Raw genomic sequence first — 14,588 nt, 5'->3', positions numbered from 1 at the left:
GACGCTGCACCATCACCGTGGCTTGTAACGTTCCTCCAGCGCGCGGGCGCGGGTGTGGAGCGATTGCGACACGCCGTTGATGAACACCTGTTCGGCCAGCACCGTGGGTTCCAGCGGGTCACCGCCCCAGAGGACCAGATCGGCGGGCTTTCCGATGGCGATGACGCCGCTGTCGGGCGCACCGAACAGGGCGGCGGGACGGCTGGTGATGGCGGCGATGGCCTTGTCCCGCGGCAGACCATGCGCCACGGCGGTCCCGGCCTCGAACCGGACCTGATTGGCGAAATGGCCATCGGCGCTGCCCGTGATGATCACGGTGACGCCGGCCTTTTCCAGCAGGGCGGCATTGTCCAGCCGGGCGCGCTGGGTTTCGAAGCGGCCGGGCAGGTTCGTCGTGGGCTTGATGATCACGGGAACGCCGGCCGCGGCGATCTCCGGTGCCACGATCCACCCTTCCTCAGCCCCCAGCAGCACGATGCGCAGTTTCTCCTCCCGCGCCAGACGCAAGGCCAGGCGGATGTCGGCTGCGCGATGAGCCGCCAGGAACAGCGGCGCCTCGCCCCGCGCGACGGGGACCAGGGCGGCCAGATCTTCCCGCGACAGGCCGTATTCGCGTGTCGCGCCCTGGTTGAAGGCGGCCGTGTTGGCGGCGAAATGCCGGGCATCCTCCAGCGCTGATTTCAGGATGGTGACTGTCAGGCTGCGGCTGCCGCCGGCATTCCTGGCGGCGCTTTCGCCCAGCGGCAGGGCCACGCCGATGCGCGGACGCACGATGATGTCGGGGGCGGCACCCAGATGGATCAGGGCCGGCTGGCCCTGGAACAGCGGCTCTTCCACATGGCCGGCGGTTTCACCCTCATGGACATGGGCGCCGTCGCCGAAGGCCACGGCCGGCATGACGACGGCGCGTGTCACGCCGCCGGCACGGGCCAGCGGGATCAGCGTGCTGGCGGGGTTCACGGAATATGAGGGGTCGTAAGCCACGGTGATGCGGGGATTGTCGGCCCGGCTGTCGTTGGTGGTGGGCACGGCGCTCACCTCTTCGACCCCGATATCGCTGCTGGACACGAACAGGCCGGGGGTCACCACCTTGCCCGTACCATCGACCAGCGTGGCGCCGGCCGGCGCGATGACCCCGGCGCCGGCCGCCACGACGATCCCGTCGCGGATGACCAGCGTGGCATTGCCCTGTGGCGCGCCATTGCCCGTCATAAGGGTGACGCCCTGGATGGCGATGGTCTCCGCCCGGGCCGCGCCGAGGGCCAGCGCCACCAGCGCGGTCCCCAAAAGGAACTGCTTGAACCCGCGCATCATTCGGCCCCCCGCTGCATGAACACGTCCGGACCGGTCTGGCCCAGTTCGAAATCGGATCGCGGCGCCGTGGCCGGGCGGCTGCGGTCATACTGGACCACGCCGTCGATCAGCACGAGATCGGCCAAAGTGTAGATGGAGAAGGGATTGCCGCTCCACACCACGATATCGGCCATCTTGCCGGGTTCCAGCGTGCCGACCTTGTCCGCCACGCCGATGCTCCGGGCGGCGTTGGCGGTGACCCAGGTGATGGCCTCCTCCTCCTTGATGTCCAGGCCCAGGTAATTGCCTTCCGCCATGGCCTGGGCGGCTTCCTTGGTCAGGTGCTGGATCAGCGTGTCGTCGTCGGAATGGATGATGGCGCAGGCCCCGGCGCGGTGGACGATGGCGGCATTGGCCGGCACCCCGTCATAGGCTTCCATCTTGAAGCCCCACCAGTGCGCCCAGGTGGCGATGCAGGCATCCCCCTCCTTCAAAAGGTCGGGGATCTTGTAGGCTTCGACGGCATGGTGGAAGGCCGAGACGCCATAGTCGAACTCCTTCGCCACATCCAGCATCACGGCCATCTCGTCGGCGCGGTAGCAATGGTTGTGGACCAGGATGTCGCCGCGCAGCGCGTCGGCCAGCGTGTCAAGCTGCAGGTCGCGCTTGGGCGGGTCGCCCTTCTTGTCCTTGGATTGATGGTAATCGTCCCATTTGCGGCGATATTCCGCCGCCTCCACCCACGCCTTGCGGTAACCGGCGACATTGGCCATGCGGCTGCCCGGCGCGCGGCCCTTGCCGCCATAGACCCGCTTCGGGTTCTCCCCGCAGGCCATCTTCAGCCCGTAGGGCGCGCCGGGGAACTTCATCTCCTGCACCGACCGGGCGGGCACGTTCTTGACCGTCACGGACCGTCCGCCGAACAGGTTGGCCGAGCCGGGCAGGATCTGCAGCACCGTGACACCGCCTTGCAGGGCGCGCTCGAATCCGGGGTCCTGCGGCCAGACCGAATGTTCGGCCCAGACCTGCGCCGTGTTGGGGTCGGTGATCTCGTTGCCGTCGGAATGGGCCTGCACGGCGGGCGAGGCATAGACGCCCAGGTGGGAGTGCATGTCGATGATGCCGGGCGTGATCCAGCGCCCTGTGGCGTCTATGACGGTGGCACCCGCGGGCACAGGCAGGCCCGTTCCCACTGCTTCGATCCGGCCGTCGCGGACGATGATGGTGCCGCCATCGACGCGCGTTCCGGCACCCGTCAGCAATGTGGCCCCCGTCAGCGCCACCAGCCCGCTGGGCTGCGGCACATAGCGGCTGGGATACGGGTCGCGGTTGGCGGACGGGTCCAGGCCCCGCGCCAGTTCCTTGCCATCCTTGTCCCGTGATTGGTTTGCCGCCTGGCCCGTGGTGCAGCCCGCCAGCACCAAAGCCAGCCCCGCCACCATCCAGCGTCCGGTCCGCGACCGCGCCATAGCCCCCGCTCCATTGTTGTTCTTGAAACGAAGGCGTCAGTGTGGGTCGTGCCGGCGGGGCACGTCAACGGATCGGGGTGTAACGGCTTTGTAACTCTTTGGTTGCTTTGTGTATCCGGTGGGCCACCGGCGACCGCTTCATGCCGCACGACGGCCGGAAGCGGGTGAGGCCGAAAAGCAAAGCCCCCGCCCTGATGGGCGGGGGCCTGGCGGGCAACAGGCCATTGAGCCTTGAAATCGATCAGTCGAACAGGCTGGACACGGAGCGTTCGTTGCTGATGCGCTCGATGGCGTCGGCCATCAGGCGGGCGATGGACCGCTGGCGGATGTTGCGGGAATTGCGCACCGCTTCCGTCGCAACGATGCTGTCGGTGATGACCAGTTCGTCCAGCGGCGACTTGGCCACACGGTCCACGGCCCCACCCGACAGCACGCCGTGCGTCACATAGGCGCGGACCGACACGGCACCCCGCTCCTTCAACGCCATCGCGGCGTTGCACAGCGTGCCGGCGCTGTCGACGATATCGTCGATCAGGATGCAGTCACGGCCCGTCACATCACCGATGACGTTCATCACCTCCGATACGCCGGCGCGTTCGCGGCGCTTGTCGATGATGGCAAGATCGGCGTCGAGCCGCTTGGCGATGGCGCGGGCGCGGACCACACCCCCCACATCGGGGGAGACGATCATCAGGTTGTCGACCCGCACGCTCTCCTTGATATCCTTGGTGAACTCCCCGCCCGCGACCAGATTGTCGACCGGAATGTCGAAGAAGCCCTGGATCTGGCCGGCATGCAGGTCCATGGTCAGCACGCGGTTGGCGCCGGCCGTGGTCAGCAGGTTGGCCACCAGCTTGGCCGAAATCGGCGTGCGGGGGCCGGTCTTGCGATCCTGCCTGGCATAACCGTAATAGGGGATGACGGCCGTGATTCGGCGGGCAGACCCGCGCCGCAGCGCGTCGATGGTCACCAGCAGTTCCATCAGGTGGTCGTTTGCCGGAAACGAGGTCGACTGGATGACGAACGCATCCTCGCCGCGCACATTCTCATTGATCTCGACAAAGATCTCGTTGTCGGCGAAGCGGCGGATCGTTGCCTTGGTCAGCGGGACTTCAAGGCAATGCGAAATGGCTTCAGCCAAAGGCTGATTGCTGTTCCCGGCGATCAGCTTCATGGTCGTGCTGCCCGTCTGTGGTGGTGATCAAGGGTGGACGGCGGCACCACCCAGGGTGTCGCCAAACCTTCACGAAGGCGGGCGCACCATAACCCCGACCCCTGGGACTGTAAACGCCGCGACCGTTGCACCCTACAACGGTGTGACCGTCGGCAATCACATGGACGCGAATGCGAACCGGCCCCTTCCACCAGGGCGGTGGAAGGGGCCGGTGGCAGCCAGGGGCCGGTGGGTGGGCGGACGGTCCGGTGTCTCCAGAACCGCCGGGCGGGTCCGGCCCCGGCGCGGTGGGCGGCTTTCGCCGCCCGGGTTCCCGGTGCTGATGGGGAGGCGCCGGGAACCGCTCCCGTCAGTGCCGGACCTCGCGGGCCGCTTCCTTCAGATGGCCGGCCACCTGCTGGGCCTTGCCCTTGGCCTTGTCGACCGTGCCTTCGGCTTCCAGCTTGCGGTTGTCGGTTGCCTTGCCCACGGCCTGCTTCACACTGCCCTTCGCTTCGTTCAGCTTGCCCTTGATGATCTCACCGCTCATCGGAGTGCCTCCGTCGTGTTGGATGGGTCGGCCGTCTTGGCGACCCTGTGACCCATTAACGGCAAGACACCGGGATTGTTTCGCGGCTTCCTTGCAATGTCACAGAGGCGGGCGGCGGAATGATATTTCGAACAATGTTCAAAATGCCGTCGGTTTGCCCTTGTCCCGCCATGCCGGCCTGATTAACTCTAGGACATAAGCGGGTTTGCAGGGCTGCCCGCCCGATGTCCGCACCGTCCTGATGGAAGCGCGGGCCGAGAAAGGTAGGAGGGCATAAAGGACGATGTGTCGCTGGTTGGCCTATGCCGGTATACCGATCGCCATGGATACGCTGCTGTTCCAGCCGCGTAATTCGCTGATCCGGCAGTCCCTGTCCGCCCAGCGCAGCGTGGCTGTGACGAATGGCGATGGCTTTGGTCTGGGCTGGTACGGCGACCTGCCGCGGCCCGGTCTTTACCGCGATACGATGCCGGCCTGGTCGGATGCCAATCTGCGGTCGCTGGCCGAACAGATACGCTCACCCTTGTTCTTCGCGCATGTGCGCGCCTCCACCGGCACGGCGACCTCGCGCCTGAACTGCCACCCCTTCCGTTATGAAGACTGGCTGTTCATGCATAATGGCCAGATCGGCGGCTGGGCTTCGGTGCGTCAGGATGTGGAGGGCATGATCCGCCGCGATCTCTATCGCTCCCGGGAGGGGTCGACGGACAGTGAGGCCTTCTTCCATCTGGCGCTGGGCAATGGCCTGATGGCGGACCCCGTCGCCGCTTGCGCGCGGACCGTGGCCCAGATCCTGGACCTGATGGCGCGGGAGGGGGTGTCGGAGCCGTTCCGCATGACGGCGGCCTGTACCGACGGCCGCCGGCTTTATGCCCTGCGCTGGTCCAGCGATGGCCGGTCGCCCAGCCTTTACTGGACGGCGGGGCGCGTGGAGGGCTGCCGCGATGGTCTTGTCGTCCTGGGGGAGGGGCGGCAGTCCGTCATGGTCCTGTCCGAACCGCTGGACGAGGATGCCAGCCACTGGAACGAGGTTGCCGAAGGCAGCTTCCTGGTGGCCGAGGGCGGGCATGTCCAGGTCTTTCCCTTTGATCCGCCCGGTTGAGGAGTTTCCGGCCCCATGCGTTTCCCGATTCTCGCTGCCATCCTTGTCATGCCGTCGCTGGCCCAGCCATCGCTGGCGGCACCCGGTTCCCATACCGCGCCCTACAAGGAATTCCATGACGAGATGGTCCGCTTCTATGCCGGCAATTACGACCGGCTGGCCCTGCGCCTGTCGGTGCAGCCTGCGGACAAGGCGGGGCCGCTGGACCTGCCGGTGACCATGGTCATTTCCACGCCCGAAGGGCAGATGCCGCTGGTGGTGGATGGCGATGACCAGGAGGTGGAAATGCCCTTCCGGCCCGACTGGGTCGCGGTGCGTGCCACGGTGACCATCAATCAGGCGGAAGGCAGCTACAAGATGCGGGCCCAGATCGGCATGAAGCTGCCGGCTGCCGCCGCCTTTCCCTATGCCGATGTGAAGCAGGCCTTCGACCAGTTCGGCAAGCTGATCGACCGGGAGGCGGGCGTCGTGTCATTCCTGGCGCCGTCGCCCCGCACATTGCGCGTCGTATGCGGTCCCGACTGCACGGCGACACTGGACGGTGCCAAGGGCCGCCGTGTCCTGAAGGCTGACAATCGCGGCCGCATCAACATTCCCAACGACCGCAATCTGGCGCGGGAAAATCCCACCCTGACCTTCAGCCATCCCGTCTCCTACACAGTGTTGACCACGAAGGGCTGATATCGGGGGGGGGCGCCAGCCGGGCGCATTGCAGATAATTCATGCCGGTGAAAGCCGGGCGACAGCCGGTGGACGTCAATCCAGGCTGGTCGGGGCGGGCAGGTGGTCTATCTTGGCAAGGATGGCCCCGGTTTCCCCCTTGCCGGATGGAAGGATGTCCCATGTTGCTGCGCCAAGCCCCGGACCTTTGCGAACGTGATGTCACCCCGCGTGCGGTCTATCTTGATCGTCGGCGCCTGCTGGCCGGTGTCGGCGGCCTGATGCTGGCGGGCAGCGTCCCGGCCGGCGCGGGGCCCATGCCGGGCATGCGGAGCCCCCTGTCGACGGATGAACCGCCGACCAGCCGGAAGGACATTACCGGCTACAATAATTTCTACGAGTTCGGGACCGACAAATCCGATCCGGCCCGCAATGCTGGCCGTCTCACCACCCGTCCCTGGACCGTGAAGGTCGACGGGATGGTGGCCAGGCCCGCGACTTTCGATCTGGACGACATCCTGAAGGCGGTGACGCTGGAGGAACGCATCTACCGCATGCGCTGTGTCGAAGGCTGGTCGATGGTGATCCCCTGGGTCGGCTTTCCCCTGTCGGCCCTTCTGTCCAAGGTGGAGCCGCTGGGATCGGCAAAATATGTGGCGTTCGAAACGCTGGTGCGTCCGGCGGAGATGACGGGCCTGGGCGGCTTCATCAAGGTTCTGGACTGGCCCTATCGCGAAGGGCTGCGGCTGGACGAGGCGATGCATCCGCTGACCCTACTGGCCACGGGGCTTTACGGGGAGAGCCTGCCCAACCAGAATGGTGCCCCGCTGCGGCTGGTTGTGCCCTGGAAATACGGGTTCAAGGGCATCAAATCCATCGTCCGCATAAGCCTGACCGACAAGCAGCCCGCCACGAGCTGGAATATGCAGGCGCCGCAGGAATACGGCTTCTATTCCAACGTCAATCCGGCGGTTGACCATCCCCGCTGGAGCCAGGCCACGGAGAGGCGCATCGGAGAAGGCAGCGGCCTGTTCGCCAAGCGACGGCCGACATTGCCCTTCAACGGCTATGCCGAGCAGGTGGCCGGACTGTATGCCGGAATGGATCTGCGGAAATTCTACTGATGGCGCCGGCCAGACCCCGCCCGCCGCCCCGGATGCCCACCTGGCCCGTCTATCTGCTGGGTCTGGTGCCGGCGGTCTATTATTTCTGGCAGGGAATATACGGCGACCTGGGGGCCGATCCGCTGAAGGTGCTGGAACATGCCCTGGGGGAATGGGCCCTGCGTTTCCTGATCGCCGGGCTGGCCGTGACGCCGCTGCGGCGCGAACTGGGCATCAACCTGCTGAAATACCGCCGGGCCCTGGGCCTTCTGGCGTTCCTTTATGTGCTGCTGCATCTCGGCGTCTATGCCGTCCTGGACCAGGGGCTGGACTGGCGTTCCGTCGGTGCCGACATTCTGAGGCGGCCCTACATCACGGTGGGGATGGCGGGTTTCTTACTGTTGCTGCCGCTGGCCGCCACCTCCTTCAATGCCGCCATCCGCTGGCTGGGCGGCCGCAACTGGTCCCGGCTGCACAAGCTGGTTTATCCGGCCGCCCTGGCGGGAGCGCTGCATTATGTGATGCTGGTGAAATCCTGGCCGCTGGAACCGCTGGTCTATGCTGCCATCGTGCTGGCCCTGCTGGGCTGGCGCCTGTGGCGCGGCCGGTCGCACCGTGCCCCCTGACCAGGGATGGTCATTCCAGCAGGCGTCGGATGGCCAGCAGGTCCATCAATGTTTCCGACAGGGCCTGGCGCACGTCCGGTGACAGCGGGGCGCGCCGTGACGTCGCCGTGACAGGGGAGGGGGCCGGGCCAGGGGAAGAAGCCGGGCCAGGGGAGCGGACGGGGTCGTCCTCGCCTTCCCCCTCGGCCGGGATATCGGGATCGGCATGATCCGCCCCCCCTGCCTCGTCCGCCGGCTCGTCGGCATCGAACAGCGACGGCATGCGGGTGCCGGGCGGCGGCAGGCCGGCCAGACCCCGCGACTCGCGCAGCAATTTCTGCACGCCCTTGATCGTGTACCCGTCCTGGTAGAGCAGAGACTGGATGCGGCGCAGCAGTTCCACATCGTCCGGCCGGTAATACCGCCGGCCGCCGCCGCGCTTCATCGGCTTCACCTGGGGAAACTTGGTCTCCCAGAACCGTAGCACATGCTGCGGCACTTCCAGCTCGACCGACACCTCGCTGATGGTCCGGAAGGCGGAGGCGGACTTGGCAGCCCCCGGTTTGGCCTTCGTCCCATCGCTCGAAAGGTCGGTCATCGACAGGGTCAGCCTTTCCCGCCGCTGGCGGCCTCGAACCGTTCATTGATCCTGCTTTTCAGCACGTGCGAGGCGCGAAAGACCAGAACGCGGCGCGGCAGGATGGGCACTTCCTCCCCGGTCTTGGGATTGCGGCCGATGCGCTGGCCCTTGGACCGCACCGCGAAACTGCCGAAGGAGGAAATCTTGACCATGTCACCATTGGCCAGCGCGTCGGATATCTCATTCAGGACGCTTTCCACCAGATCGGCCAACTCATTCCGGGACAGGCCCACTTCCTGATAGACGGCTTCGCTCAACTGCGCGCGGGTGACAGTGTTGGTCATGTTCGTCCTCCCCGATTTATCGAGCGATGACGGTACTTTGACAGGAGAAATCCGTCAATTCAGATGGTTGGCGGGAATTGCTGATCCCACCCCGCAAAAGAAGGGGAAACCCGCAAACAGGCTGTGCCGTTGATAACGGGCTCAGAACCGTACCAGCGCCCCGCCCCAGGTGAAGCCGCCGCCCATGGCTTCCAGAAGCAGCAGATCGCCGCGCTTCACCCGGCCGTCATGCACGGCTTCCGCCAGGGCCAGCGGGATGCTGGCGGCGGAAGTGTTGCCATGATGGTCAACCGTGACCACCACCCGTTCAGCCGGAAGCCGAAGCTTGCGGCCTGTGCCTTCGATGATGCGGCGATTGGCCTGATGCGGGATCAGCCAGTCGATGGCGTCTGCCGCCAGACCATTGGCGGCCAGGGCTTCCTTCACCACCTCGGCCAGATTGACGACGGCATGCTTGAACACTTCCTGACCGCGCATGCGCACATGGCCGACGGTCTGCGTGCTGGACGGGCCGCCATCGACATAAAGCAGGTCGTGATGGTTGCCGTCGGAATGCAGGTGCGTGGACAGGATGCCCTGGTCGTCGGCCGTGCCGGCACCTTCCTGCGCGCGCAGGACCACCGCCCCGGCCCCGTCGCCGAACAGCACGCAGGTGGTGCGGTCGGTCCAGTCCAGGATACGGGAGAAGGTTTCGGCACCGATCACCAGAACCGTCTTCGCCTGACCGGCCTTGATGAAATTGTCGGCGACCGACAGGGCATAGACGAAACCGGAGCAGACGGCCTGCACATCGAAGGCCGCGCCGCGGGTCATGCCCAGCCGCGCCTGCACCTTGACAGCCGTGGCGGGAAAGGTGTTGTCGGGCGTGGCCGTGGCCAGCACGATCAGATCCAGTTCTCCGGCCGTGATACCGGCATGCGCCAGGGCCGCGACAGCGGCCTGATAGGCGAGATCGGAGGTCAGTTCCCCATCGGCGGCGATGTGGCGGGACCGGATGCCGGTGCGCTCGGTGATCCATTCATCGGAGGTGTCGACGATCTTCGCCAGATCGGCGTTGGTCAGCGCTTTTTCGGGCAGGTAGGAGCCGCAGCCCAGGATCACAGACCGGATCGCCATTACTTTACCGCCGTTTCGCTACCCGTTGCACTGTCGTCCCTGGCCTTGTCGGCGGCGGCGGTCAGAGCCGCCTGCAATGCCGCCAACTGGTCACGGATCTTGTCGTTGAAACCATGGCTGGCCATGTTGAAGGCCGTTGCGATGGCATTGGAGAAGCCCACGGCGTCGGTGCCACCATGGCTTTTCACGCAGATGCCGCGCAGGCCCAGGAACATTCCGGCATTGTATCGCCGGGGATCCATGCGCTGACGCAGTTTGTTGAACGCGCCGGAAGCCAGGACATAGCCCAGCTTGGCCAGAAGCGAGGACCCGAATGTCCGCTTCAGGAACTCAGCGTAAAGCTTGGCGGTGCCTTCCGCTGTCTTCAGGGCGATATTGCCCGTGAAACCGTCGGTGACGACAACATCGACCGTGCCCAGCCCCAGATCGTTGCCTTCGATGAAGCCGTGGAAATAGGGTGCAAGCGGCGTGGCGCGCAGCGCGGCGGCGGCCTCGCGAATCTGCTCATGGCCCTTCTGTTCCTCCGACCCGACATTCAGCAGGCCGATGGTCGGGTTCAACAGGCCCAGGACGGTCCGGCTGAACACCGTGCCCATGACGGCGAACTGCACGAGATTGTCGGCATCGCATTCCAGATTGGCGCCCAGATCCAGCATCACCAGCTCACCACGCTGAGTCGGCATGATGGAGGCGATGGCCGGCCGGTCGATCCCCGGCAGGGTCTTCAGCACGAATTTGGCGATGGCCATCAGCGCGCCGGTATTGCCGGCCGATACGATGCAGGCGGCCTCACCGGCCGCGACCGCATCGATGGCCAGCCGCATGCTGGAATTGCGCCCAGAACGAAGCGCCACCGACGGCTTTGCATCCATCGCCACGAAATCTGGCGTGTGCCGGACCGTGGATATGGATTTCAAAGCCGGGTGGCGTTCCAACAATGCGTTGATGCGCGCTTCGTCACCGACGAACAGGAAATCGACGTTGGGGCAACGCTCCCGTGCAAGGTCAGCCCCTTCGACAACCATGTCGGGGGCATGGTCGCCACCCATGGCGTCCAGAGCGATCCGCAGGCGCGTCGTCACGTCCTTCGATGTCCTCAATGCCGCGTCAATCTGGGCCCGTCAGGCGCAAATCAGGCCGCGGCCGGGGCGGTCGCGGTCACTTCGCGGCTATCGTAATGGCCGCAGGAGCCACAGACATGATGCGGGCGCTTCAGCTCACCGCAATTGCCGCACTCGTTGTAGGCGGCGGCGGTCAAGCCATCGTGCGAGCGGCGCATGTTGCGCTTCGACTTGGAGGTCTTCTTCTTGGGAACGGCCATGATCGTAACTCACAATGTTTTAGGCGGCCGCAAGGGCCGCCCGGACAGAGGCGCTTGAATACTGGATATGGTTCCGGAGGGCAAGTGCGAAACCCTGCTCAAGAGGGCTTCTTTAAGCGGGACAGGGCCGCAAATGGGTTCTGGCGGGGCGGTTCGGCGGGCTCGTCGCCTGTCAGGGACAAGGTATCGGGGCCCACATCCTCCAGAATTGGGGTGAATTCGACCCCGTCGCGACGCGGATAGGGATCAAGGGCCAGGGACAGATTCTGGGCTACCAGTTCGCCGATGTCGATACGCCCACCCGGCATAGGTTCCGGGAAATCCTCCTCGGCCCCCAGATACTGGAAATGGTCGCTTTCCGCGTCCTCTTCCTCCTTGGGGATCAGGTGGTCCGGCGCATAGAGGGCGCTGAACTCCTCCTTCACATGGGCGGGCACGGGCTCCAGCGTCACCACGCAGCGCTGGACGACATCGGCCTCCAGTTCGCCGGTCACCTTGATGAAATCCCCCCTGACGCGGCGCAGGCGCAGCTTGGCGGTCAGGCCCGAAAGGGAAATCAGGTCGAATCGTGTGGCCAGGGCGGCGCATTCGGCATCGCCGGCGGTGACGACCTCATACCCGCCGCTGGTGGTCACCTTGTCGGCGATGACGGTACGGGATAGTTCCGGGGTGCGGCTGGGATTGTTCATGACGAAAACTCCGGACGGCCTGCGGCCAGGCACTATGTCTGATGTTTGTGGTCGGGGATCGCTGGCGGCCATCCCCGACACCTTAATATATAAGGATGCGCCAGGGCGACATCGCCCCGGCACATCGGATGGCAATCCTCAGGCGGCGGCGAACTCGACCTGTCCGGCCAGCAGCCTGTCGATGGGGACGCTCTCCAGATGCGCCAGTTGCCGGCGCACATAGTCGGCCATCGCGGCCACCTGTGCCGGTTCGGGCAGGGTGGAGCCGAACAGGTTGCGGTCCAGCGCCGATTCCAGCACGGACGGGTCGTCACCCGCGGCGATCCCGGCATCATAGGCGGCGACGCGGCCATAATAATGGCTGGCCAGATCCTTCACCTTGTCGCCGATCTTCATGTCGCTGACACCCAGTTCGCGCAGGTTGAAATCCATGTCGGCGAACATGAAATCGAACAGGGCCTGATTGAAATCGGCTGTCGCCTTGCCGCCCATGGCCAGCCGGCGCATGACCAGCCAGGCATGCAGCGCCACCATCTCGAACCGCCCCTCCAGCGTATCGGGCACGCCCTGGTCGGCAAAGAAGGGGGGCTGGCGCGACTGGGCCACAATCGCGCCATAGAGGGCGGCGATGGTGCGTTCGCGCCGGGGGCGCTGGAACAGGCGACTGAACAAGGCGGGCCTTCTCCCCTGGCTTTCACAGGCTCGTGGATATGGATACTGCGGACATTGACATTGCGCCAAGGCCGGTGCCAATGTCACCGGCCAGATAGGGGGCGGCAGCCTTGCCGTCAAGCCATGGCGGGTCGTATTGCCGGTTCCCGGCGGGCGGATTGCCGGTTTCCGGCTTGCCGGCCGCTGGTCATCGGGGTTCTGCCCCGTGCATGGTCTGGCGGGGGCGCCCGTAACGCCGCCGGTCACTACAGGTTTGAGAGACGTCACGTTGATGCGCAAGACCCATGCAACCGCCCTGTTGACCTTCGCCTTTTTCGGCCTGGGCCTGACGGGCTGCGCCCCCATCGTCGCCCAGCGCGGCAATCTGGTGGAGGATTCGCGGATGGCGCAGATCCAGGTCGGCCAGACGACGCGCGAGCAGGTCCAGTATGTGCTGGGCACGCCGACCACCACAGGCACGGTCGACGGTTCCACCTGGTACTATATCGGCCGCCGGACGGAGCAGACCGCCTTCCTCGACCCCGAGGTGACGGCACAGCGCATCCTGCGCGTCCGTTTCGACGCCGGTGGCACGGTGCAGGAGATGACGGAGATCGACGGCAACGATGCCGCCTATGTTGCCCCCGTGGCCCGTGTGACCCCGACCGTGGGCCATGATCTCGGCTTCTTCGAACAGTTGCTGGGCAACCTGTCCAAGCCTGCGCGCAAGAAGAAGAAGGACGACGGAAAGAGCCGCTGAGGCGGCGTCATCCCGTCCGCAAACGGTCCCGCAGCAGAAGGACGCGCGTGCCATAGGACCGGCCGCGCGCCTCGTCCATCCAGGTATGGTAGCGGCCGATGGCGCGGGCGGGATCGGAGGGCAGGCTGTCCAGGGCCTCGCGCAGGATGCCGGCGCCGATGCGCAGGTTGATTTCCGGGTGCAGCAGGTGGCTGATATCGGGAACCCGGTGCCCGTGCCAGCGGACATTCACCTGCATCCATCCCAAATCTGCGTCCCGCACCTGATCGGCCGGCAGGCTGTGGATCAGGGCCATGGCCGCGTCGAAATCATCGGGATAGAAGGACTCCATCCTGGTCCGCACGGCATAGGGCCAGGGGCCCGTGCGGCCGCGCCTGTCCAGCCGGCTTTCGACATAGGATACGGCGTAGAGAAGATAGGGGTCGATCCGGGCCAGCCGCCCCGCCCGTTCCCAGATCGTACCCGTCAGCGTGAACGCGCGGGCCGGCCTCGCGGCCAGCAGCAGGCCGGCGGCACCGGTCAGCAGGGCGCGGCGGGCCAGCAGGGTGGGGCGGGAAGAAGCGGGATTGCGGCATGTCGGCTTCATGCAGCCTGTAATACACCAAATCCTGGTGATCGTAACCGGTCGCCAGCCTCAGTTGCCGGCGCGGCCATCCGGCAGCCTGGCGACGCAGCATGTGCCGCGCGGTGGCAGTCGCCGCCGAACCGGGACCGGATCTGTCCAACTCATCAGGTTCCGGTATTAGCCCAGGGTTGCCCGGCCGTCCAGCCGGGCTCACCGCTGCCGGCGCCGGCTGCTGGGCTGGGCATGGGCCCATGCCATGCGCAGCCCAGCAGCCAGTTCAGCTTCCGTCAGGCCCGACAGCGTGCCCGTGGTCCATCCCTGCCGGCCCCAGCCATTGGGAACGGGGATGAAGGCATCGGGTGCAACGGTGCATTTCAGCGCCTGCTCATCGGGTGTGAACCTGAAATTGGCCGTCAATCCGTCTGGTGCCAGCGTCACATAGGTGCGGGCCACCTTGAAGGCCGCGCGGTCGAAATGCGGATGTTCGGTTGTTCCCGGCAGCCCCAGTGCCAGCCGGCGCAGGTCCGATCCTGTCACCATGTCTTCTCCCCGTCTCCCACTGCTTTAAATAAGGCAGCGTGCCGGACAGGAAGGGGCGGGGCAAGGGACCATGATCCCTGCCGCTGC

Annotated in this window: 18 protein-coding genes; 5 read left to right on the top strand and 13 right to left on the bottom strand. The window is 65.8% G+C overall.

The features are described from left to right. Positions 1-12 precede the first annotated feature (12 nt). The 4 genes from ABC728_RS09425 to ABC728_RS09410 form a co-directional block, all read right to left on the bottom strand. Positions 13-1,314 carry an amidohydrolase family protein gene (locus tag ABC728_RS09425; RefSeq protein ID WP_416620540.1) on the bottom strand — a complete coding sequence of 434 codons (1,302 nt, stop codon included), beginning with the start codon at positions 1,312-1,314 and terminating at the stop codon, positions 13-15. After that, on the bottom strand, positions 1,311-2,762 hold the full coding sequence (locus ABC728_RS09420; RefSeq protein WP_416620539.1) for an amidohydrolase: 1,452 nt from the start codon (positions 2,760-2,762) through the stop codon (positions 1,311-1,313). The genes ABC728_RS09425 and ABC728_RS09420 overlap by 4 nt, the downstream gene beginning before the upstream one ends. 241 nt (positions 2,763-3,003) lie before the next feature. Beyond that, positions 3,004-3,936, bottom strand: coding sequence for a ribose-phosphate pyrophosphokinase (locus tag ABC728_RS09415; protein WP_416620538.1), 933 nt, complete (start codon positions 3,934-3,936; stop codon positions 3,004-3,006). A gap of 349 nt (positions 3,937-4,285) precedes the next feature. Then, on the bottom strand, positions 4,286-4,465 hold the full coding sequence (locus tag ABC728_RS09410; protein WP_416620537.1) for a CsbD family protein: 180 nt from the start codon (positions 4,463-4,465) through the stop codon (positions 4,286-4,288). A gap of 283 nt (positions 4,466-4,748) precedes the next feature. On the opposite strand from ABC728_RS09410, the gene ABC728_RS09405 reads away from it, so the two are divergent. The 4 genes from ABC728_RS09405 to msrQ all read left to right on the top strand — a co-directional run bounded on the left by ABC728_RS09405 (position 4,749) and on the right by msrQ (position 7,956). Next, entirely contained in the window at positions 4,749-5,567 is an 819-nt protein-coding gene (locus ABC728_RS09405; protein ID WP_416620536.1) for a class II glutamine amidotransferase, read from the top strand. A gap of 15 nt (positions 5,568-5,582) precedes the next feature. Continuing rightward, positions 5,583-6,248, top strand: coding sequence for a DUF2987 domain-containing protein (locus ABC728_RS09400; RefSeq protein ID WP_416620535.1), 666 nt, complete (start codon positions 5,583-5,585; stop codon positions 6,246-6,248). Positions 6,249-6,409: 161 nt separating this feature from the next. After that, a complete protein-coding gene (gene msrP, locus ABC728_RS09395) occupies positions 6,410-7,351 on the top strand; it encodes a protein-methionine-sulfoxide reductase catalytic subunit MsrP (protein ID WP_416620534.1) in 942 nt (313 codons plus the stop codon). Continuing rightward, a complete protein-coding gene (gene msrQ, locus ABC728_RS09390; protein WP_416620533.1) occupies positions 7,351-7,956 on the top strand; it encodes a protein-methionine-sulfoxide reductase heme-binding subunit MsrQ in 606 nt (201 codons plus the stop codon). Before msrP ends, msrQ begins: the two co-directional genes overlap by 1 nt. Positions 7,957-7,966: 10 nt before the next feature. Here msrQ and ABC728_RS09385 read toward each other — a convergent pair whose 3' ends face one another. The 7 genes from ABC728_RS09385 to ABC728_RS09355 form a co-directional block, all read right to left on the bottom strand. After that, positions 7,967-8,533: a MerR family transcriptional regulator gene (locus ABC728_RS09385; RefSeq protein ID WP_416620532.1), complete on the bottom strand. Its 567-nt coding sequence runs from the start codon at positions 8,531-8,533 to the stop codon at positions 7,967-7,969. Positions 8,534-8,541: 8 nt separating this feature from the next. After that, positions 8,542-8,859, bottom strand: a complete 318-nt coding sequence (locus ABC728_RS09380; protein ID WP_445376360.1) for an integration host factor subunit alpha — start codon at positions 8,857-8,859, stop codon at positions 8,542-8,544. A 141-nt stretch (positions 8,860-9,000) separates the two neighbouring features. Then, the gene (locus ABC728_RS09375) at positions 9,001-9,975 is read right to left on the bottom strand and encodes a beta-ketoacyl-ACP synthase III (protein ID WP_416620530.1); all 975 of its coding nucleotides are present in this window, start codon (positions 9,973-9,975) and stop codon (positions 9,001-9,003) included. After that, positions 9,975-11,057 carry a phosphate acyltransferase PlsX gene (gene plsX, locus ABC728_RS09370; protein WP_416620529.1) on the bottom strand — a complete coding sequence of 361 codons (1,083 nt, stop codon included), beginning with the start codon at positions 11,055-11,057 and terminating at the stop codon, positions 9,975-9,977. The genes ABC728_RS09375 and plsX overlap by 1 nt, the downstream gene beginning before the upstream one ends. A 50-nt stretch (positions 11,058-11,107) precedes the next feature. Beyond that, entirely contained in the window at positions 11,108-11,296 is a 189-nt protein-coding gene (gene rpmF / locus ABC728_RS09365) for a 50S ribosomal protein L32 (protein WP_054166525.1), read from the bottom strand. A gap of 98 nt (positions 11,297-11,394) precedes the next feature. Next, positions 11,395-11,985: a YceD family protein gene (locus ABC728_RS09360; protein ID WP_416620528.1), complete on the bottom strand. Its 591-nt coding sequence runs from the start codon at positions 11,983-11,985 to the stop codon at positions 11,395-11,397. Positions 11,986-12,123: 138 nt separating this feature from the next. Next, entirely contained in the window at positions 12,124-12,657 is a 534-nt protein-coding gene (locus tag ABC728_RS09355; RefSeq protein WP_416620527.1) for a ubiquinol-cytochrome C chaperone family protein, read from the bottom strand. Between the two features lie 271 nt (positions 12,658-12,928). Here ABC728_RS09355 and ABC728_RS09350 point away from each other — a divergent pair, with 271 nt between their 5' ends. Beyond that, positions 12,929-13,396: an outer membrane protein assembly factor BamE gene (locus ABC728_RS09350; RefSeq protein WP_416620526.1), complete on the top strand. Its 468-nt coding sequence runs from the start codon at positions 12,929-12,931 to the stop codon at positions 13,394-13,396. Between the two features lie 7 nt (positions 13,397-13,403). Here ABC728_RS09350 and ABC728_RS09345 read toward each other — a convergent pair whose 3' ends face one another. Together ABC728_RS09345 and ABC728_RS09340 are read right to left on the bottom strand one after the other, a co-directional pair. Then, positions 13,404-13,982, bottom strand: coding sequence for a transglycosylase SLT domain-containing protein (locus ABC728_RS09345; RefSeq protein WP_416620525.1), 579 nt, complete (start codon positions 13,980-13,982; stop codon positions 13,404-13,406). A 189-nt stretch (positions 13,983-14,171) separates the two neighbouring features. Then, entirely contained in the window at positions 14,172-14,501 is a 330-nt protein-coding gene (locus ABC728_RS09340) for an MmcQ/YjbR family DNA-binding protein (protein ID WP_416620524.1), read from the bottom strand. Positions 14,502-14,588: the final 87 nt, after the last annotated feature.

This window comes from Niveispirillum fermenti (genome assembly GCF_052474395.1).
Note: the sequence above shows the minus strand (reverse complement) of the source record. Positions and strands in the feature narration are given on the sequence as shown.